Source organism: Pseudoflavonifractor sp. 60 (assembly GCF_009911645.1).
In the GTDB taxonomy this organism is placed as follows: domain Bacteria; phylum Bacillota; class Clostridia; order Oscillospirales; family Oscillospiraceae; genus Lawsonibacter.
In genome coordinates this window covers 1-19,858 of sequence record NZ_QWKI01000202.1, presented here as the reverse complement: position 1 = coordinate 19,858, position 19,858 = coordinate 1, and the positions used below count along the sequence as shown (strand labels likewise).

9 protein-coding genes and 1 riboswitch are annotated in these 19,858 nt (G+C 59.8%); of the genes, 4 read left to right on the top strand and 5 right to left on the bottom strand.

The window, feature by feature from the left end:
- Positions 1-88: 88 nt before the first annotated feature.
- A complete protein-coding gene (ppdK, locus tag D1646_RS19545) occupies positions 89-2,719 on the bottom strand; it encodes a pyruvate, phosphate dikinase (protein WP_160638063.1) in 2,631 nt (876 codons plus the stop codon).
- Positions 2,720-3,016: 297 nt separating this feature from the next.
- On the opposite strand from ppdK, the gene D1646_RS19540 reads away from it, so the two are divergent.
- On the top strand, positions 3,017-3,295 hold the full coding sequence (locus D1646_RS19540) for a DUF1294 domain-containing protein (RefSeq protein ID WP_160638062.1): 279 nt from the start codon (positions 3,017-3,019) through the stop codon (positions 3,293-3,295).
- Between the two features lie 92 nt (positions 3,296-3,387).
- On the top strand, positions 3,388-5,745 hold the full coding sequence (locus tag D1646_RS19535) for a clostripain-related cysteine peptidase (protein ID WP_160638061.1): 2,358 nt from the start codon (positions 3,388-3,390) through the stop codon (positions 5,743-5,745).
- A gap of 61 nt (positions 5,746-5,806) precedes the next feature.
- Here D1646_RS19535 and D1646_RS19530 read toward each other — a convergent pair whose 3' ends face one another.
- The 4 genes from D1646_RS19530 to D1646_RS19515 all read right to left on the bottom strand — a co-directional run bounded on the left by D1646_RS19530 (position 5,807) and on the right by D1646_RS19515 (position 11,885).
- Positions 5,807-7,774 carry a cytidylate kinase family protein gene (locus D1646_RS19530; protein ID WP_160638060.1) on the bottom strand — a complete coding sequence of 656 codons (1,968 nt, stop codon included), beginning with the start codon at positions 7,772-7,774 and terminating at the stop codon, positions 5,807-5,809.
- A gap of 238 nt (positions 7,775-8,012) precedes the next feature.
- Positions 8,013-8,786, bottom strand: coding sequence for a copper homeostasis protein CutC (locus D1646_RS19525; RefSeq protein WP_347565257.1), 774 nt, complete (start codon positions 8,784-8,786; stop codon positions 8,013-8,015).
- Positions 8,783-10,462, bottom strand: coding sequence for a putative manganese-dependent inorganic diphosphatase (locus D1646_RS19520; protein ID WP_160638059.1), 1,680 nt, complete (start codon positions 10,460-10,462; stop codon positions 8,783-8,785). The genes D1646_RS19525 and D1646_RS19520 overlap by 4 nt, the downstream gene beginning before the upstream one ends.
- Positions 10,463-10,643: 181 nt before the next feature.
- Positions 10,644-11,885, bottom strand: a complete 1,242-nt coding sequence (locus tag D1646_RS19515) for an aminotransferase class I/II-fold pyridoxal phosphate-dependent enzyme (RefSeq protein WP_160638058.1) — start codon at positions 11,883-11,885, stop codon at positions 10,644-10,646.
- Between the two features lie 586 nt (positions 11,886-12,471).
- Positions 12,472-12,569, top strand: a riboswitch (cyclic di-GMP riboswitch).
- 301 nt (positions 12,570-12,870) lie between these two features.
- Between D1646_RS19515 and D1646_RS19510 the strand changes: the two genes are divergently transcribed.
- Positions 12,871-18,915, top strand: a complete 6,045-nt coding sequence (locus D1646_RS19510; protein WP_160638057.1) for a Cna B-type domain-containing protein — start codon at positions 12,871-12,873, stop codon at positions 18,913-18,915.
- Between the two features lie 89 nt (positions 18,916-19,004).
- Positions 19,005-19,853 (top strand): class B sortase, encoded by an 849-nt coding sequence (locus D1646_RS19505; protein ID WP_160638056.1) that lies wholly within the window; start codon positions 19,005-19,007, stop codon positions 19,851-19,853.
- The last annotated feature ends 5 nt before the right edge of the window (positions 19,854-19,858 follow it).

The following is a 19,858-nucleotide window of genomic DNA, read 5'->3' as shown; positions in this document are numbered from 1 at the left end:
GGTGCAAGGTCTTGTTTTTCTATGTCGGGGTCAATTCAGATTGCCTCTCCGAGAAAAATCTATATTACCCCACGACAAGCGTCATCCCTTACCGGGGGTTGGCAATCGCGGCCTGGGCGGCGGCCAGCCGGGCGATGGGCACACGGAAGGGGGAGCAGGACACGTAGTCCAGGCCGATATCGTGGCAGAACATCACAGAGGAGGGGTCACCGCCGTGCTCGCCGCAGATGCCCAGATGGACATTGGGGTTGGTGGACCGGCCCCAGCGGCAGGCGTTGTGGATCAGGCGGCCCACGCCGTGCTGGTCAAGCTTGGCGAAGGGATCGAACTCGTAGATCTTCTTCTCATAGTAGGCGTCCAGGAACTTGCCGGCATCGTCCCGGGAGAAGCCGAAGGTCATCTGGGTCAGGTCGTTGGAACCGAAGGAGAAGAAGTCAGCCACAGTGGAGATCTCGTCGGCGGTCATAGCGGCCCGGGGGATCTCGATCATGGTGCCCACCTTATACTTCATAGAGGAGCCGGCCTCCTCAATCAGCTTGTCAGCGGTGGTGGTGACGATGTTCTTGACGAAAGCGAACTCCTTCACCTCACCCACCAGGGGGATCATGATCTCGGGGACCATATTCCAGTCGGGGTGGCGGGCCTGGACGGCCAAGGCGGCCTTGATAACGGCCTTGGTCTGCATCACAGCAATCTCGGGGTAGGTGACGGCCAAGCGGCAGCCACGGTGACCCATCATGGGGTTGAACTCATGCAGGCCGGCAATGATCGCCTTGACATCGAATACGGACTTGCCCATATCCTTGGCCATCCGCTCAATGTCCTCCTCCTCGGTGGGGACGAACTCGTGCAGCGGGGGATCCAGGAAGCGGACGGTCATAGGACGGCCCTCCAGAGCCTCGTACATGGCCTCGAAGTCGCCCTGCTGCATGGGCTCCAGCTTGGACAGGGCCTTCTCCCGCTCCTCCACAGTGTCGGAGCAAATCATCTCCCGAATGGCGGGGATGCGGTCCTCCTCAAAGAACATATGCTCGGTGCGGCACAGACCGATGCCCTCAGCGCCGAACTTCACGGCCTGGGCGGTATCCCGGGGGTTGTCGGCGTTGGTGCGCACACCCATCTGGCGGTACTTGTCGGCCCAGGCCATAATGCGGCCAAACTCGCCGGAAATGGAGGCGTCGATGGTGGGGATGGCCTCGCCGTAGATGTTGCCGGTGGAGCCGTCCAGGCTGATCCAGTCGCCCTCCACATAGGTGCGGCCGTCCAGCTCAAACTTCTTATTCTCCTCGTCCATCTTGATGGCGCCGCAGCCGGACACGCAGCAGGTGCCCATGCCCCGGGCCACCACGGCGGCGTGGGAGGTCATGCCGCCCCGGACGGTGAGGATGCCCTGGGAGGCCACCATGCCCTCGATATCCTCAGGGGAGGTCTCCAGGCGGACCAGACAGACCTTCTCGCCCCGGGCGGCCCACTCCTTGGCGTCGTCGGCGGTGAAGACGATTCTGCCGCAGGCCGCGCCGGGGGAGGCGGGCAGAGCGGTGGCCACGGGCTTGGCCTTCTTCAGGGCCTCGGGGTCAAACTGGGGGTGGAGCAGGGTGTCTAGGTTGCGGGGGTCGATCATGGCCACCGCCTTCTTTTCGTCGATCATGCCCTCGTCCACCAGGTCGCAGGCAATCTTCAGGGCGGCGGCGGCGGTGCGCTTGCCGTTGCGGGTCTGGAGCATGTAGAGCTTGCCGTGCTCCACGGTAAACTCCATGTCCTGCATATCGCGGTAGTGGTCCTCCAGCTTGGCGCACACCTCCTGGAACTGAGCGAAGGCCTCGGGGAACTTCTCCGCCATCTCCTGGATGGGCATGGGGGTACGCACGCCGGCCACCACGTCCTCGCCCTGGGCATTGGTCAGGAACTCGCCCATCAGCTTCTTCTCGCCGGTGGCGGGGTTACGGGTAAAGGCCACGCCGGTGCCGCAGTCGTCGCCCATGTTGCCGAAGGCCATGGACTGGACGTTGACGGCGGTGCCCCAGCTGCCGGGAATATCGTTCATCCGGCGGTAGACAATGGCCCGGGGGTTGTTCCAGGAGCGGAAGACGGCCTTAATGGCGCCCATAAGCTGCTCCTTGGGGTCGGCGGGGAAGTCCTGGCCGATCTTGGCCTTGTACTCGGCCTTAAACTGGCCGGCCAGCTCCTTCAGGTCGTTGGCATCCAACTCCACATCCTGGGTGACGCCCTTCTTCTCCTTCATCTGGTCGATGAGCTGCTCAAAGTACTTCTTGCCCACCTCCATGACCACGTCGGAGTACATCTGGATAAAGCGGCGGTAGCAGTCCCAGGCCCAGCGGGGATTGTTGGACTGCTTGGCGATGACCTCCACCACCTCCTCGTTCAGGCCCAGGTTCAGGATGGTGTCCATCATGCCGGGCATGGAGGCCCGGGCGCCGGAGCGGACGGAGACCAGCAGGGGATTCTCCAGGTCGCCGAACTTCTTGCCGGTGATCTGCTCCAGCTTGTCAATATAGTTCATAATCTCAGCCTGGATCTCGTCATTGATCTTCTCCCCATCCTCGTAGTACTGGGTACAGGCCTCGGTGGTGATAGTAAAGCCCTGGGGGACGGGCATTCCGATGTTGGTCATCTCAGCCAGGTTGGCGCCCTTGCCGCCCAGCAGATCGCGCATGTTGGCGTTGCCCTCGGAGAACAGGTACAAGAATTTGGTAGCCATGGGGTAACATCATTCCTTTCAGTAGTGTCAAGTGGTGTATGCGGCCTTCCAGTGATCCAACGCCCCCGGAGGGGAGGAGTAGAAAAATTGTTCACGGTTCTGGAATACCGTGCATAACATTATACAGACGGAGGGCCCATATTGCAAGATTATTTAGAAATTTTTCCATAGAAATTCCAGCGGAAAATTTGTTGAAAAAAACAGCGAAGAGGCTTATAATGGAAAAAGATTAAAATGGGAAGTGTTTTTGCTTCCAGCTGCAGTCCGTTTTTTTGCCGGAGGAGAGGGGCGTCAGAGATGGAAATGACACTGGGTCTGTACCTGCTGGCGGTCAACTGCGCCGCCTTTGCCCTTATGGGCGCGGACAAGGGGCGGGCAAAGCGGGGAGCGTGGCGCATTTCTGAAAAGGCGCTCTTCCTTCCCGTGCTGCTGGGTGGAGGGCTGGGGGGCACTCTGGGAATGCGGGTCTTTCACCATAAGACCCGGCACTGGTACTTCCGCTTCGGCTTTCCCCTGCTGCTGGTCCTCCAGTTGGCGGCATTGCTTTTCCTGGGGTCCAAAATCGCAGGGCGGTAAAGGGTCCAGGGGGCAGCAGAAAAGCCGCCGCCCAAGCGTGCCAACACCCTGCAAATTCCATAATCAAGCTTGTGAAGGGAGACAGAATATTGATGGACAGCAACAGACCCAGAAGCCGTGAAAAGCGAGTCGAGGGCCCCGGCAGGACCGTACAAAAGCGGGGACAGGGCCTGGGTACCGGTCCAGTGGGAGATACCGGAGGCCGCACAGACCGCAGCGGGACCCGGAGCACCAGGTCGGGCGGGGGCGGCTCCAAACTCATTGCCCTGCTCCTGGTGCTGCTGTTGGGGGGAGGCGGCGGCCTCACCGCTCTGCTGGGGGGACAGACCCCCTCCGGCGGCCAGCAGACCCCAAGCGGAGGCGCCAACTGGACGGCGGCGCTGAGCGGTCTGGGGGGCGGCAGCGTCTCCTCCGGCTGGCAGCTCCCGGCCAACACCGGGAAGCTGAACACAGACCAGGCCCCTGGCGCCCGGGCGGCATACACCACACTCCGGGGGGATGGCCGGGACACTGCCACCATCATGGTCTATATGTGCGGCACCGACCTGGAGTCCCGCAGCGGTATGGGCACCTCTGATTTGCAGGAGATGCTGGACGCCCGCTTTGGGGACAACCTCAACCTGCTGGTCTATACCGGCGGCTGCAAGGACTGGAAAAACAGCGCGGTCAGCAGCGCAGTCAACCAGATCTGGCAGGTGAAGGGGGGCCAGCTGGTCAGCCTGAGTCCGGACCTGGGCAGCGTCTCCATGACCGACCCCGCAGTGCTGGCGGAGTACATCCGATGGTGCGCCGCCCGCTTCCCGGCGGACCGGTATGAGCTGATCCTCTGGGACCACGGCGGGGGCTCGGTCAGCGGCTACGGCTACGACGAAAAGTTTGCCGCCAGCGGCTCCATGAGTCTGGCGGGACTGGACGAAGCCCTGAAGGCCGCCGGGGTGAAGTTTGATTTCATCGGCTTTGACGCCTGTCTGATGGCCACGGCGGAGACCGCTTTGACCATGGCCCAGTATGCCGATTACCTCATCGCCTCGGAGGAGACGGAGCCCGGGGTGGGGTGGTACTACACCGACTGGCTCACCGCCTTGGGGGACAACCCCTCTATGCCCACCGTCGAGCTGGGAAAGCACATTGTGGACAGCTTTGTGGACACCTGCGCCCAGAAGTGCCAGGGCCAGCTGACGACCCTGTCGGTGGTGGACCTGGCGGAGCTGGAGACCACGCTGCCCGGGCCGCTGTCGGATTTCTCCAAGTCCACCGCCCGGCTCATTCAAAATAAGGAGTACCAGACCGTCTCCAACGCCCGCAGCGGGGCCCGGGAGTTCGCCGCCTCCAGCCAAATCGACCAGGTAGACCTGGTTCACCTGGCAAACAATCTGGGGACGCCGGAGGGAGAGCGGCTGGCGGAAGCCCTGCTTAGCGCAGTGAAATACAACCGCACCTCCTCCACCATGACTAACGCCTACGGGCTGTCCATCTATTTCCCCTGCCGCAAGTCCGCCATGGTGGACCGGGCCTCCTCCACCTACCAGGAGATCGGCATGGACGAGGACTACACCCGCTGTATCCGCCAGTTTGCCAGTCTCGCGGTCAGCGGACAGGCGGCCTCCGGCGGCACCGCCTCCCCCTTGCCCTCCCTGCTGGGGACGCTGGCCAGCTCTGGCGGCGGTGCGGAGGTGGTCTCCGCCCTGCTGAACGAGTTCCTCAGCGGCGGCTTTGACCGGGTTGCCGGTCTGTCCGGCGGCAACACCGGTTTCCTCAGCGACCGGGCTATGAGCAGCGAGGATACCATTCAGTACCTCACAGAGCACCGCCTCCCCGATGAGGCCCTGGTCTGGCAGGAAGGGGAGGACGGCGCGCCGGTACTGCGGCTCAGCGAGGAGCAGTGGGGCCTGGTGCAGGCCCTGGAGCTGAATGTGTTCTACGACGACGGCGAGGGCTTCATTGACCTGGGCCTGGACAACATCTTCGAATTTGACGGCGGCGGCGGACTGAAAGGGGTCTATGACGGCACCTGGCTCGCCATCAATGGCCAGCCTGTGGCCTACTACCACACCTCCACCGTGGACGACGGGACTGACTACGCCATCACCGGCCGGGTCCCAGTGCTTCACAACGGCCAACGGGGGGAGCTGATCCTGGTCTTTGACAGCGAAACTCCCTACGGCTATGTGGCCGGTGTGCAGGCGGTCTATCGGGACGGCAAGACCGACACCGTGGCCAAGAGCCAGGAGGGCCTCCAGCCGGGGGACAGGCTGGAATTTCTGTGCGACTACTACAGCTACGGCGGAGACTACCAGGACAGCTATCTGCTGGGCGACCCCGTCACCGTGGGCCAGGAGGAGCTGACCATCCACAACGTCCCCCTGGAGGGCGCCGTCCAGGCCTCCTACCGCTTCACCGACCTGTACCACCAGTACCACTGGACGCCGCCCGTCCCCTCGGCCCAGTGACCCTCTGGGTTTCTTCCCCAACAAAAAACCGGCCTGCGGAGTAATCCGCAGGCCGGTTGATTTACATACGGCCAATATAATCACAGATCAGCTGAGCGGTCTTCTCCACGCCGATGGAGCTGTCCACCGTCAGCTCATACTGGCGGCTGTTCCCCCACTCCAGACCGGAAATACTCTTGTAGTAGGAGCCTCTGGCCGCATCGGAGCGGGCAATGCTCTTTCTCCCCTCCGCCTCGGTGTCGCCGTACATCTCCATCACCTTCCGGACCCGAACATCCTTGGGCGCGTGGATGAAAATGCGCACCACGTTTTTCCGGTTCCGCAGCACATGGTCCGCCGCCCGGCCTATGATGACGCAGGACCCCATGTCAGCAATCACGTTGATGGCCTTCTCCTGGGCAAGCACCGCCTGCCGGACGGCGCTGGTGCTCAGATACAGCTCCCGCATCACCGCGTTTTCATCGGAGTTGATGCCGGAGATGAACTCCTTGGCCAGTCCGCTCTCCTGGGCGGCCAGGGCGGTCATCTCCTTGTAGTAGCAGGGGATGTTCATCTGCCTGGCCACCAGCTGCCCAATCTGTTTTCCGGCGGTACCGTGCTCCCGGGCAATGGTGATAATGACACCGGGATGGGAGGGCTTCAGGGCGCTCTCGGTGTGCTCTGCCTCAGGCTGGGCATCCGCCCCCATCTTCTTCCACACCTGGAGCACAACCGCCGCGGTAATCGCCATAGCGATCAGATCCGCCACGGGGGCGGACCACAGGATGCCCATGATCCCCATCCGCACCGGCAGAAGGATAGCCAGTACAATGACCAGAACGTCCCGCAGCACCGACAGGGGCACCGCCGCCTTGGCGTGGCCGATGGACTGGAGGAACATGGCGCAGGCCTTTTGCAGGCAGGTAAAGACGATCAGCGATAGATAGATCCGCAGACAGCCGGTGGCAAAATCGGTGTACAGCTGGCCCCCGTCGGTGCCGAACATACGGACAAAGACCAGGGGGACAGTCTCAAAGAGGGCGGTGGCAATGACGCACACTGTCAGTGTGGACAGCACCACCAGCTTGAAGGTCTCCTTGACCCGGCCATACAGCTTTGCGCCGTAGTTGTAGCCCATAATGGGCAGCGCTCCGGCGGTAATGCCGCAGGCGATGTTCAGGATGATTTGGAACAGATTGATGATGACCACAAAGGCGGAGAGGGGGATGTCGGGACCGTACTCGCTGCGGGCGCCGTAGGATTTCAGCAGGATATTGTTGGCAATGGTGGTGGCTACAATGCACAGCTGGGTCAAAAAGCTGCCGCACCCCAGGGGGAGGACGGGCTTCAGGTATCTCCAGCTGGGGACAAAGTCGGCGGACCTGACCCGGAAGGCCCGGCTGCGGCCCAGGTAGGCGGCACAGAGCAGGAAGCTGACGAACTGGCCCAGGATGGTGGCAAAGGCCGCCCCCCGAATCCCCCAGTCCAGCAGGAAAATGGCCACCGGGTCGCCAATCATATTGATAACCGCCCCCGTCACCATGGCGGCCATGGAGTACCTGGGGCTGCCGTCGGCGCGGATGATGGAGGCCAGGGTGTTCTGCACCAGAGCAAAGGGCATCATCAGGAGGATGATTCCGCCGTAGTCCCGGGTCAGGCCGATGGTGGCCTCGGTGGCGCCCAGGGCGTAGAGGAGGCTGTCCCCCAGGGCATAGTACACAGCAATAATCACCACACCGGAGAAGAAGGAGCCCAGAATGCTGTTGGCCACCGATTTTCCCGCTCCGGAGGTGTTCCCCTGTCCCTGGGACAGGGAGAGGAAGGTGGCCATTCCGTCGCCGAAGAGGACAGAGGCTCCCCAGCCCACCACAGTGATGGGGAAGATGATGCCGGTGGCGGCGTTGCCCAGATAGCCCACGCCGTTGCCCACAAAGATCTGGTCCACAATGTTATACAGGCAGGAGATGATGAGCGCCAGCGTGCTGGGAACGGCAAACTTCAGCAGCAGCTTTCCCACGCGCTCTCTGCCCAGATAGGTGTTTTCTTCCATAAAAAGTGCCTCCTTCATCAGATATACGGCCAAAAAAGACATATGCAGCCGCATATGCCGTTTTGAGACAAAACGACACACGAGGGCATTACTGTACCGTAATCAGATTTACGTGCAATGCACCACGTGTGTCGTTGAATGACCGTATGAAATTGACGCTGTTCAGTATAACAGATTGGAGTTGGAAAGGCAAAGGCAAATTTTCACAAAGATCAGCCCCCACCCAATGGGGAAAAACTCACAGACCGTGGACGATCTCCGCGCAGGCCCGGAACTCCTCCTCGTCGGTGCGCCACAGCTCATACTCCGACAGGGAGGGCAGGCCCATGGAGACGGTCTTCTGGCGGTAGATCATACCGCTGTCCACCGCTCCCCGCCGGGCGGAGGTGTGAAAGCTGCATATCCCGGCCTCCTGATGCAGCTGGCGGATGTTGCTCCGGTTCACCCCGGCCCCCGCCATAATGCTGATACGGCCCGCCGCCCGAGCGTTGAGCTGCTTCAGCTGCTCCAGCCCCTCCGGGGCGCTTCTGGCCTGTCCGGAGGTGAGGATGGTCCTGCATCCCAGGGCCGCGGCGGTCTCCAGGGCGGCGAAGGGGTCCCGAGTCATATCAAAGGCCCGGTGGAGGGTCACGGGGAGTCCTCCCGCCCTCTCCATCAGCCGGGCCATACTCTCCCGGTCCAGCTCCCCCTGGGGCGTCAGGACGCCGGTCACGATGCCGTCCGCCCCCAGCTCCCGGAAGCGGACAATCTCCTCCGCCATCTCCTCCAGCTCCTGGCAGCTGTAGAGAAAATCGCCGAAGCGGGGGCGGATGAGTACGTTGACCGGCACAGCGCAGTCCCGGCGCACCTGCCGGAACAGGGCGTGGGAGGGGGTGGTACCGCCGATGACCAGGTTGGCGCACAGCTCCAGCCGGTCCGCCCCGCCCCGCACGGCGGCCATAGCGGAGTGGTAGCAGTCCACACAGCCTTCAATGAGACAGTTCTTCACATACAGCAGCTCCTTTTCCGTCACTCCTGGTCCTGCTTGATGGCGTTGATCAAAGTAGGAATCATCTGCTTCTTCCGGCTGACGACCCCGGGCAGAACGGCAACCCCCTGCTCGATCTCCACGCCGAAGGCCTTGCTCACCAGCTCCTGGGCGCCTTCCCCGGCCATTCGCAGCTCGGTGCTGGAGTGGCGTACATCGGTAAACATATAAAAAATATAGTCCAGTCCCTGCTTGGCCAGGGCCTCGGGCAGGTAGGGACCCACCAGAGCCTGGGCCGCCTTTCGGTTCTTTTCGGTCATATAGCTGCCCTGGCCCACGCCGAAGCGCACATCTCCGCTGGTGAAAATCTTGTAGTCGCCGTTGAAGACCTCCGCCGCCGTCTTGCCGGACACGTCGCCGCCATGGGAGAACATATTGTCGGCGTACTCCTCCAGATCTACTCCGGCCAGTTGGGCCAGCTCCCGGGCCGCCCGCTCGTCCACAGGGGTACAGGTGGGACTGCGGAACATGAGGGTGTCGGACAAAATGGCGGACAGCAGCAGGCCGGCAGTGGTGGGGTCAATGTCAATCCCGTTCTCCCGGTACATCTGATAGACGATGGTGCAGGTACAGCCCACCGGCACATTGCGGAAGTACACCGGGCCGTCCGTCTCCATGGAGCCAATGCGGTGATGGTCGATGATCTCCAACACCTCCGCCTGGTCGATGCCCTCAGCGGCCTGGCTCTTCTCGTTGTGGTCCACCAGGATCAGCTGCTTTTTGTGGAGGTTCAGCATATTCCGCCGGGAGACCACACCGATGTACTTGCCGTCGTCGTCCAGCACGGGGAAGTAGCGGAAGCGCACCGAGGCCATGATCCGGGTTGCCTCCTCCACCGGTGTGTGAAGGGTAAAGGTGAGCAGATTGCCGGTGGTCATATAGTGGCGGATGGGGGCGGCCTGGCTGAGCACCTGGCCGGCCACATAGGTGCTCAGCTCGGTGCTGATGAGGATGCAGCCCTTTTCCTCCGCCAGCATCTGCATGGTGCGGGAGACCTTGCTGCTGGCGCACACCACAATACAGCCTGCGTCCATCTCCAGGGCGGCCAGCAGGCTCTCCGCCCGGTTGCTCACCACCACAATGTCCCCGGGGGCGATGGACTTCTCGATCTGCTCAGCGCTGCCGGAGCCAATGACAATGCGCCCCTCCACCGTCTTGCCGGTCACATCCCCCACCAGCACAGTACCGTACAGAATGTCCAGCAGGTTTTGATAGCTGGTCTTGGCAATCTCCAGGGCGTAGGGGTCCAGCCCGTCCATGTTGGCGGTGGCCACGTCCTTGACGGTGATGACCCCCTGGAGGTTCTGCTCCCCGTCTACAATACACAGGGTATCCAATTCCTGGTCCCGCATGGTCATCCAGGCCTGGCGCAGGCTGGTCTCTCCATCCACGCCCGCCGCAGGGCGGATATCCACGTCCCGGATGTGGGGGCTGACGTCGGTGTACAACTGGGGCACGGGGACCTTGAAGTAGTCCAGCACGAACTCGGTCTCCCGGTTGAGCAGCCCCGCCCGGCAGGGCTTGCAGGGGTGCTCCGGGTCCAGAATATTCTTCAGGCGGCTGTAGGTGATGGCGGAGCAGATGGAGTCGGTGTCCGGATTCCGGTGTCCGATGACCTTAATGGCCTTCACCTTGCGCGAGGCGGCGGTTTGACTGTTCATAATTCCCTCATTCCTCCTGTTGACAGGGTTGTTTTTTGGTTTTTTTACCATCATACCACGACAGCCGCTCTTTCGCAAGGGATATCCCGGCTGATTTTTCATACTGATTTTTTATGGCAGAATTGAAAAATTCAATCAAAATGGGACGTCCAAAAGGGCGTCCCATGTGTGAACAGACAAATTACTTGCCCTGCTTCTCCAGCGTTGCAAGCTTCAGGCAGGTGCAGAACACCTTGGCGGCCATCTCCACATCCTTCAAAGCGGGGAAAGAGGGAGCGATGCGGATGTGGCTGTCCTCGGGGTCGTTGCCGTAGGGGTAGGCGGCGCCGGCGGCGGTCATCACCAGACCGGCCTCCTTGCACAGGGCCACCGTCCGCTTGGCGCAGCCAGGGGCAGTGTACAGGCTGATGAAGTAGCCGCCCTTGGGGTCGGTCCAGCGGGCGATGTTCAGGGGCTTGATCTCCGCGTCCAGCTCCTTGAGGAAGGCGTCAAACCGGGGGGCCAGAATGGCGGCGTGCTTCTGCATCAGCTCCAGGGTGTGGGCCTTGTCCTTGAGGAAGCGGACCTGGCGCAGCTGGTTGAGCTTGTCGCAGCTGATCATCTGGGCGCCCATCAGCTTGCTCAGGTGCTTAATGTTGGCCTCGCTGGCCGCCATCACCGCCATACCGGCGCCAGGAAGGGTTATCTTGGAGGTGGAGGCAAACTCGATTACCAGGTCGGGGTTGCCCTTTTCGGCGCAGATCTTCAGGATATCGGGGAAGGGAACATAGCCGCCGCGGATCTCGTGGACGCAGTAGGCGTTGTCCCAGATGACGACAAAGTCGGGGGCGGCGGGCTTGAGGGAGGCGATCCGGTCCATCACCTCGCTGGAGTAGATAAAGCCGTCGGGATTGGAGTACTTGGGGACACACCAGATGCCCTTCACCTGGGGGTCCTTCACCAGCTGCTCCACCTGGTCCATGTCGGGACCGCTGCCGTCGCACTGAACGGGAATGAGCTCGATGCCGAAGGACTCGGTGACCCGGAAGTGCCGGTCATAGCCGGGAACGGGGCACAGGAACTTCACCTTTTCCTCCTGGGACCAGGGCTTCTCGCTGTGGAGCAGGCCATTGGTCCAGGCCTTGGCCACCAGGTCGTACATCATGTTCAAGCTGGAGCTGCCGCCCACAAAGCACTGTTCGGGGGTCACATCCAGCACCTCGGCCCAGTACCTCCGGGCGCAGGGCATACCGGCCAGCTCGCCGTAGTTGCGGGCGTCCACGCCGTCGGCCACGCAGTCGTCAAAGTCCAGGGCGTTCAACAGGCCCCGGGACAGCTCCAGCTGTTCCAGACAGGGCTTGCCCCGGTCCATATTCAGGGACAGTCCCTGGGCCTTCCACTGCTCAAACTCCTCTTTGACGGCTGCGTATTGAAACTCTTTCATCGTTTCTACATCCCCTCTCAAAATTTTACATGGAATCAATTGTGGGCAAAATGCCGCCGCTTTGCATCAGTATAACATATTCAGAAATCGAAGTCGAGAAGAAGTTGTAAGACTTCTGCAAGAGGTTACAGCAGTCTGGCAAAGTGCTGATGCCGAAGAGTCCCGGCGGCTGTGACCGGCAAAATAGACAAGAGGGCCCCAGAAGGCCAAACTCTCCTAATCACCTGCGTAGTGGTGAAAATCGCCAAAATATGTGCAAAAAAAGGAAATATACACAGAAATTTAATACAAACGCCTGGCAGCTGCTGGCATTTTTCGTTAATATGCCGATTTTCGGGAAAGGCCCTTCCCAATTGAAGTTCTTATGCTATAATAATGGTGGAGGAGGATGGTCCCAGAGTGCATCCAGTACTATGCAGCCAGCATATCACCGCAAAAATTTGTACGATCCTCTAAATTTTTGCACCAGCGAGGCCGACTCTATCAGAAGAGCGTGACAAAAGGAGGTGAAGTCAATGGCACAGGCGACCCTGCCGGGGCGCGTTTCCCCATAGGGAGCGCGGGCGGCAGCGGAAGCGAGAGAGCGCGGTCATATGGGCAAACCACTGGAAACAGTGGGACGCAAAGCTACGGGGCTACGGAGTCGGGGGGACCCCCCTACACTATGCTCGCCGGGCTGCTCAGGCAAACCCCCGGAAACGGAGGGACGCAAAGCCACGGGGCTAAAGCGCGTGGGAGATCCGGAGGCCCACGGACCATGCCAGCCGGGCTGCAGCCAACGCAAACCGTCGGAAACGGCGGGACGCAAAGCGAGGGGGCTAAATCGCCGACACCCCACTGGAGAACGCCCTGACTCCGGTCAGAGTAAGCCCAGCGGGGGAGGACGCGGCCAGCCGAAAGGCGCGGCCTGACTCCGACGACAAGCCAGCCCAGCCGCCGGATACTTTGCATCCGAGCATAACTGCAAAGAAAGGAAGATTTTAAAATGACGAACCTTAAAAACTTGAGCAAACGCGGTCTCGCCTTGTTTTTAACGCTTGTCATGTGCCTGGGCATGATGAACCTGACTGCATTTGCGGCGGAAGACGCCTACACCTGCGGTCTGGAGGAGCATACCCACACTGACGCGTGCTACGAGACGAAGACCGTGCCCTCCGGCGAGGATGTGGAAACCCACACCCACACCGACGCGTGCTACACCGAATGCACGCTGGCGGAGTCTGAGGGCCACACCCACACCGATGCGTGCTACGGCACTGAGTGCAGCCTGGCCGAGACCGACGGTCACACCCACGGCGAGGACTGCTATGAGACCGAGATCACCACCGAGCGTCTGCTGGACTGCGCCGAGGACACCACCGGTCACGTCCACACCGACGCCTGCTACAGTGTGACCGGTACCACCCAGGAGCTGAACTGCACCATCGAGGAGACCGAGGGCCACTCCCACAACGACTCCTGCTACACCGTCGAGACCGTCACCACTTACAAGACCGTTACCGTGGACGACACGGAGGAGGTCCAGGTGGAGGACGGCGTTGACGAGGAAGGCAACACCATCTACCGCACCGAGATCCAGGTGGTGGGCTCCCACGAGGAGGAAGTCGTGGACGGCACCGAGGAAGTCCGCACCCTGTCCTGCGGGCAGGAGGAAGCGGCGGCCCACACCCATGACAACAGCTGCTACAACGTGACCGAGACCACCGAACTGACCTGCGGTATGCAGGAGGGCGAGGGCGCTCACCAGCACGATAACAGCTGCTATCGTGAGGAAACCCACAGCAAGGAAATCCTGACCTGCACCCAGGAGGAGACCTCCGCTCACCACCATGACGACGGCAGCTGCGAGTTCGCGGTTGTCTGCGGCCAGGAGGAGAGCGCCGGCCACACCCACGACGCTGGCTGCGAACGGGCCCTGACCTGCGGCAAGACCGAGGGCGAGGGCGTTCAGGCCGTTGAGACCGAGGGTGAGAAGGTCCTGGTCTGCACCAAGGAAGAGCACACCCACTCCATCGGCTGCACCAGCTATGTGGAGGCCTACAACCGGTTCCAGGCGCTGGAAGCCAATGTTCAGGCCGCCTCTAACGAGCTGGAGGCCCTGTGGGAAGTGGACGACATGACCCCCGAGCTGTTTGCTGAGAAGCAGGCTGAGCTGTTCGGCCCCCTGGTCGAGGAGCTGGCCGCCATCAATGAACTGCTCCAGGCTGTCCCCGTTCAGTTCCAGAGCGAGGCCGACTATGTGGCGCTGACTGCCAGCACCGAAGAGTTGGCCGGATTCCTGGGAGCTGAGCTGGACGGCGGCGTGATGACGATTCCTGACGGGTCTATCAAGCTCAATGGCAATGATGTTTCTGGCGATTCCATTAATGTTTCCAGCGGTGACAATACCCTTGTCCTTGCTGGTAATGTTGAGTGGAACGGCAATATCACTGTTAGCGGCGGCAAGCTGACTATCTATGGTACTGGTACTATTAAAGGCAAAGTCGGCAGCGTAATCACCATCAAGAATGGTGCTACAGTCGTTCTTGGTCTTAATCCTGAAACCAATAAGGTAGAGGGAAATGTTACTATCACCGGCGGTACTGGTACTCCCATAGACAGCATTCCCGATTCGAAGACATCTGTCTGGAAGGATGGACGTACTCTTGGCGGTGGCGTCTATGTCTCTGGTATCGGTAGTGGCAACAGCTTCACCACTGGCAGCACCTTTATTATGTACGGTGGTACCATCAGGGAAAATACTGCTTCTGCAGGCGGCGGCATTTTCGTTGGTAGGGATTACAGTGATAAGGGTAATGCCAGCACAGGAATTGGCGGAAATCTGTATATCTATGGCGGAACCATCGAATCCAACCACGCTACCGGCAATGTTTCTTCTGGAGATAAAGGCGGCGACTTTGGCGGCGGCGGTATGTGGATCAACGGCACCGCTGAAATCAATCCGACGCATGGTAACATCAAAATCACCCAAAACACTTCCGCAACTAAAACAGACTTGGGCGGCGGCGGCATCTATGTTAACAACCCTGCCACATTGCATATGATTGACACTATCGTCACGAACAATGTTGCCGATGGTTTGGGCGGCGGTATTGCCAGTTGTGTCCATGGTAAGGTTGCGCTGGTGAATGTGAGAGGCGCAGCCGTATACGACAACACTGGTAATCAGCGCGTTAAGCTTCCTCTTGCTGGTACAAGCAAGGTTGATGTTGACGGTGGTGAAGCTTGGGCGAATAATGAAGCGTTCAAAGCTGCTGCGCAGGACCTTCTCTGTGCGGGCAACAAGAACAATGGTTCGAGCGGTACTATCATCAGCAATGCCCGGTTCGATGGTAATACGCACAACTGGGAAGGTTATGTTACCAATCAGCTTAATGAGTCGTTCACAGCGGTTACTCCGGATAACAATGGCCTGATCTACGGCGGCTATGCACTGGGTCTGACTGCACAGAATAAGACTCCCGTGGCCTCTGATATCCTTAAGTCCCGCTACACGGTTACAATCAGCGGCAACAAATCCGCATCCCATGGTGGCGGCATTGGTTGTAACGGTACACTGACGCTGGGTAACACAAGTGAGACGCTGAAGCAAATCAGCGGCGATCTGACTGTCAATGTCAGCAAGCATCTTGAGGGCGCAGATATCTCCAAAAATTCCTTCCAGTTTGAGCTGCTGAACAGCAGTGGAAAGCAAGTCAGCAATGGAGTCACTGATAGCGAAGGTAACCTTAAGCTCTCCTTTGCCAGTGAAATCAGTGTGGATAACCTTGCGGATGGCAACACCTACATGTTCTATCTGCAAGAAGTTGCTGACAGCAGTAAGCCGGTTACTTTCGATGATTCTGTGTACAGGGTTACCGTTAGGGTTAAGCTTGAGAGCACGGATCCGGTGAACATCGCTGGTATCATTACGAAAACCATTGAGAATTATAAAGTTGATACCATCACCTACGAGAAGGGCACTGGCATCGGTGACAAGTGGGCTTCCGCTAATGCAAGCACAAGCAGCGAGACTGCTTCCTTCACCAACACCTGGAAGACCGCCAGTCTGGTCATCGACAAGACGGTTATCAGCCCTGACGAGTGGGAGCAGGGTGAAGCATACCACTTCACCATTACTACCACTAATCCAAGCGGTGATGCCCTGAACGGTCCCTATGGTACTGTGAACTTTGAGAATGGCGTTGCTCATATCACCTTGACTCCCAAGGATGATTCGACTAAGAGTGTCACCATTCCTGGCCTTCCCGTTGGCTTAAAGTACACTGTCACCGAAGACGAGGCCAGCAAATCCGGCTTCGAGGTTACTGGTGAGGTCAATGACCGGGAACTGACTGTAAACGGTGCAAATGTCTCCATCACGAATGAGCGCAAGCTCACCGACCTGACTGTCACAAAGACACTTACTCCTGTTAAGGATACCAGCTATGCTGCCCCTGAGCAGGAATTTGAGATTGTTGTAACACTGGGCGATGGTACTGCCACTCCTGAGGACAATACCAAGTACACCTCCAATGGCATCTACACCTTCTCGCTGAAGCCTACTGAGCAGGCTAAAATCGAGGGTATCCCTGTTGGCACTGCCTACACGGTAACCGAGAATGGTGTGGAGATTTGGAAGGCAGAAGCGACTGGCTACACTCAGGAGGATATTGCCAATGGTAACGGCCCCCTGAATAGTGAGACTACCACCACTGTTACCAACCACTACTACAATCCCAAACTCACCGATGTAGAGGTTCAGAAGAGTTGGGGCAGCGACTGGAAACTCGACGAGAGTCTTCCCAGCGGCGTGGACCTGATTCCTGAATCTATTACGATCAACCTTCTCAAAGATGGCGAAGTCTTTAAGACTGCCGAACTGACGAAGGAAGATGGCTTCTACTACAAGTGGACTGGTCTGCCTGTATACGCCAGTGAGAACGCAACAGAGCCCTGCAAGTACTCCGTAGAAGAGGTTTCCATCACCTACGCTGACGGCTATGATGCTCAGGAAGAGATTGATGGAATCTTCATCGTGCGCAGAACAGACACCCCCGCTGCTACTGACGGCAGCGGCCATGAGATTCTGGGCGGTTGGACCCCCAACATCACCCCGGCTTTTGCGAACGAAAGTGGAACTGACCCCAATCTCCCTGTCACCACCGAAGTGTATTTCCACAATTCCTGGATTCCCTCTCAGTTTATCGGCAACGCTAAACTTGAGGTCGTAAAGCAGGATGCAGAGAACAGTGAAGCCATTCAGGGCGTTACCTTTACCCTCACCTCTAAAGATGGTTCCTTCTCTATGAGTGGAACCACTGACGAAGATGGTAAAGTCCTCTTTGCCGGTTTGGGCGAAGGCGAGTATACCCTGGAAGAGACTGACGTTCCTGCCCCCTACAAGGGAGTTACCAATGACAAGGGCGAAGACGTCAACGTTGGCCAGAAGTGGGATGTTACCTTCAAGCGTCTCAATGGTGAGAAGGACGTTCTCACCAATGTAAAGACGGATAAGGGCACCAATGCTGCTGGTAAAGACACCGTTGGTATCAACGATTGGGATTGGAACGCCTCTGTTGGCGGCGAAATTGGTGTTGGTTTGATTACCGTCACCAACCAGCCCCTGAAGGCCCCCATCAGCATCACCAAGAACCTGATGATGGACGGTTTCGAGGGCACTCCCGCCGATTTCAGCCGCGTATTCCACTTTGACGTCTACGACGCCGATGGTAACATTGTGGTTGAAGACGTGCGGGTCCAGGCCGGTCAGACTGTGGAGACCCCGGCTCTGCGCTACGGCACCTACACCATCAGAGAGCGGGACGACGTTGCCATTAACGACTACACCTGGAACTCCCCCGTGGTCTTTGCCTACAATGACAACACCTACGAGGGTTCCGTTGACGTTGATGTCCACGAGCACGCAACGCCTGTGGAAGTTGTTGCCACCAATAACTACACCCGCGACACCGGCAGCATCCAGGTCAGCAAACAGGTCACCGGTCAGTCCCCTGACTACAACCGTCAGTGGAACTTCCGCCTGACTCTGACCGCCCCTGCGGCCAGCTACGTCAACCTGTCTGCTTCCTATCCCGCCGTTCTCACCACCGGCACTGGCATCCTGGCCTCCAGCCAGAACATCCAGGTCCGGTCCGAGAACAACCTGATTGGCGACGGAAACGGCTACGTCACCAACAGCACCGTCACCTACCTGTTCACCCTGACCCACGACCAGAGCATCGTGATCTCCGGCATCCCTGTCGGCGTCCGCTATGCTGTGGAAGAGGTCGAGGCCAACACTGACGGCTATGTCACCACCGCCACCGGTTCCGGCACTGTCGCCGCCTCCCGGGTCAGCGGTACCGTGACCACCGCGCCCAGCACCGCCGCCTACACCAACCGCAGCACCACCATCGTCCGCACCACTCAGGTGTCGGTAGACAAGGTCTGGGTTGGTGACGACCCCGCGGCCCGGCCTGCCAGCATCATCGTCAATCTGTACAAGAATGGCGAGCTTGTCAGCCGTGCTCTGCTGAGCGACGCCAACAACTGGCACTATCGTTGGGATATGGTCCTGGCGGAGGGCGAAAATGAAGCGGATATCCAGTGGAGCGTTGAGGAGTTCGACGTCCCCGATAACTACCGCGTGGCCATCACCGGCACCGGCAGCAGCTTCGTTATCACCAACACCCTGACCCCCGACGAGCCCGACGAACCGGGCAGAACTCCCGACCCCGAGAATCCCCGGACGCCCAACAACCCCACTCCGGATGAGCCCTCCCCCGAGGAGCCCACTCCTGAGGAGCCCATCCCCGAGGAGCCCGTTCCCCTGGAGGACTTCAACCTCTTTGATGAGGAAGTCCCCCTGGCCGAGAGCCCCAAGGAGAGCTATGAGGAGGAGATCCTGGACGAGGAAGTGCCTCTCCTGGACGTCTCCCCGGAGACCGGCGACAACAGCCACACCTCCCTCTGGGCCAGCCTGTGCGCCCTCTCCCTGATGGGGATTGCCGCCCTGTTTGGCAAAAAGCGGGAGGACGATCAGCACTAATGCCTGATCTCTGCCCCAGCATTTCCTGACCTATTCGGCGCCGCCGGCACTCTCGCCGGCGGCGCCCAGCTCTGTAAGGAGGCGCCGCCATGAATGAAAAATTTCGCCGTCTGGCTCTGGCCGTCCTGAGCCTGGTCTTTCTGGTCTCCGGCTGCCTGCTGGCGCGGGATCTCGTCCGCTCCGACCGGGAACAGCAGACCAATCAGACCCTGGCCCAGCAGGTCCAGCAGGCCCGCAAGTCCCAGCGGGACGCCGCCGCCGCAATGCCCGACCGGCCCGTCTCCCCCTACGCCGACTCCGGACTTCTGCGCCAGTACGACGACCTCTGGCAGGAGAATAACGACCTGGCCGGCTGGATGCAGCTCGAGGGGGCGGGCATCGACTACCCCGTTATGTTCACCCCCCAGCGCCCCGAAAAATACCTGCGCAGGGATTTCTATGGGAAACGGGCCAACGGAGGCTGTCTGTTCATCGGCGAGGGCAGCGGTCCCAACGCCCCCCTGGTCATCGTCTTCGGCCACAATATGCGCAATGGCACCATGTTCGGCCAGCTGAACAAGTACCAGGACGAGGCCTTTGCCCGGGAACACTCCATCATCCGCCTGGATACCATGACCCAGGAACGGGAGTATCAGGTCATCGCCGCCTTCCGCAGCCGGGTCTACCGGGTTGACGAGGAGGACGTATTCCGCTACTATCAGTATTCTGACCTGTCCGACCCGGAAAAATTCCAGCAATATTTGGAGCAGGTCAAGGCCGCCTCCCTCTACGACACCGGCGTGGAGGCCTCCTTTGGGGAGCGTATCCTGGTCCTCTCTACCTGCGACAAGGAGTACACTGAAAACGGGCGCTTCGTGGTGGTGGCCAAGCAGATTTCCCAGGATGTGGAGCTGCCCGAGGAGCTGCTGGCCAAACTCCCCGAGGGCCTCCTCCCCTAAACAGC

What these genes read in the sequence shown, in the direction of transcription:
- D1646_RS19520 (WP_160638059.1), bottom strand. Translation starts at nt 10,462, where the DNA reads ATGAACAGTCAAACCGCCGCCTCGCGCAAGGTGAAGGCCATTAAGGTC.
- D1646_RS19515 (WP_160638058.1), bottom strand. Translation starts at nt 11,885, where the DNA reads ATGAAAGAGTTTCAATACGCAGCCGTCAAAGAGGAGTTTGAGCAGTGG.
- D1646_RS19530 (WP_160638060.1), bottom strand. Translation starts at nt 7,774, where the DNA reads ATGGAAGAAAACACCTATCTGGGCAGAGAGCGCGTGGGAAAGCTGCTG.
- D1646_RS19505 (WP_160638056.1), top strand. Translation starts at nt 19,005, where the DNA reads ATGAATGAAAAATTTCGCCGTCTGGCTCTGGCCGTCCTGAGCCTGGTC.
- ppdK (WP_160638063.1), bottom strand. Translation starts at nt 2,719, where the DNA reads ATGGCTACCAAATTCTTGTACCTGTTCTCCGAGGGCAACGCCAACATG.
- D1646_RS19535 (WP_160638061.1), top strand. Translation starts at nt 3,388, where the DNA reads ATGGACAGCAACAGACCCAGAAGCCGTGAAAAGCGAGTCGAGGGCCCC.
- D1646_RS19510 (WP_160638057.1), top strand. Translation starts at nt 12,871, where the DNA reads ATGACGAACCTTAAAAACTTGAGCAAACGCGGTCTCGCCTTGTTTTTA.
- D1646_RS19540 (WP_160638062.1), top strand. Translation starts at nt 3,017, where the DNA reads ATGGAAATGACACTGGGTCTGTACCTGCTGGCGGTCAACTGCGCCGCC.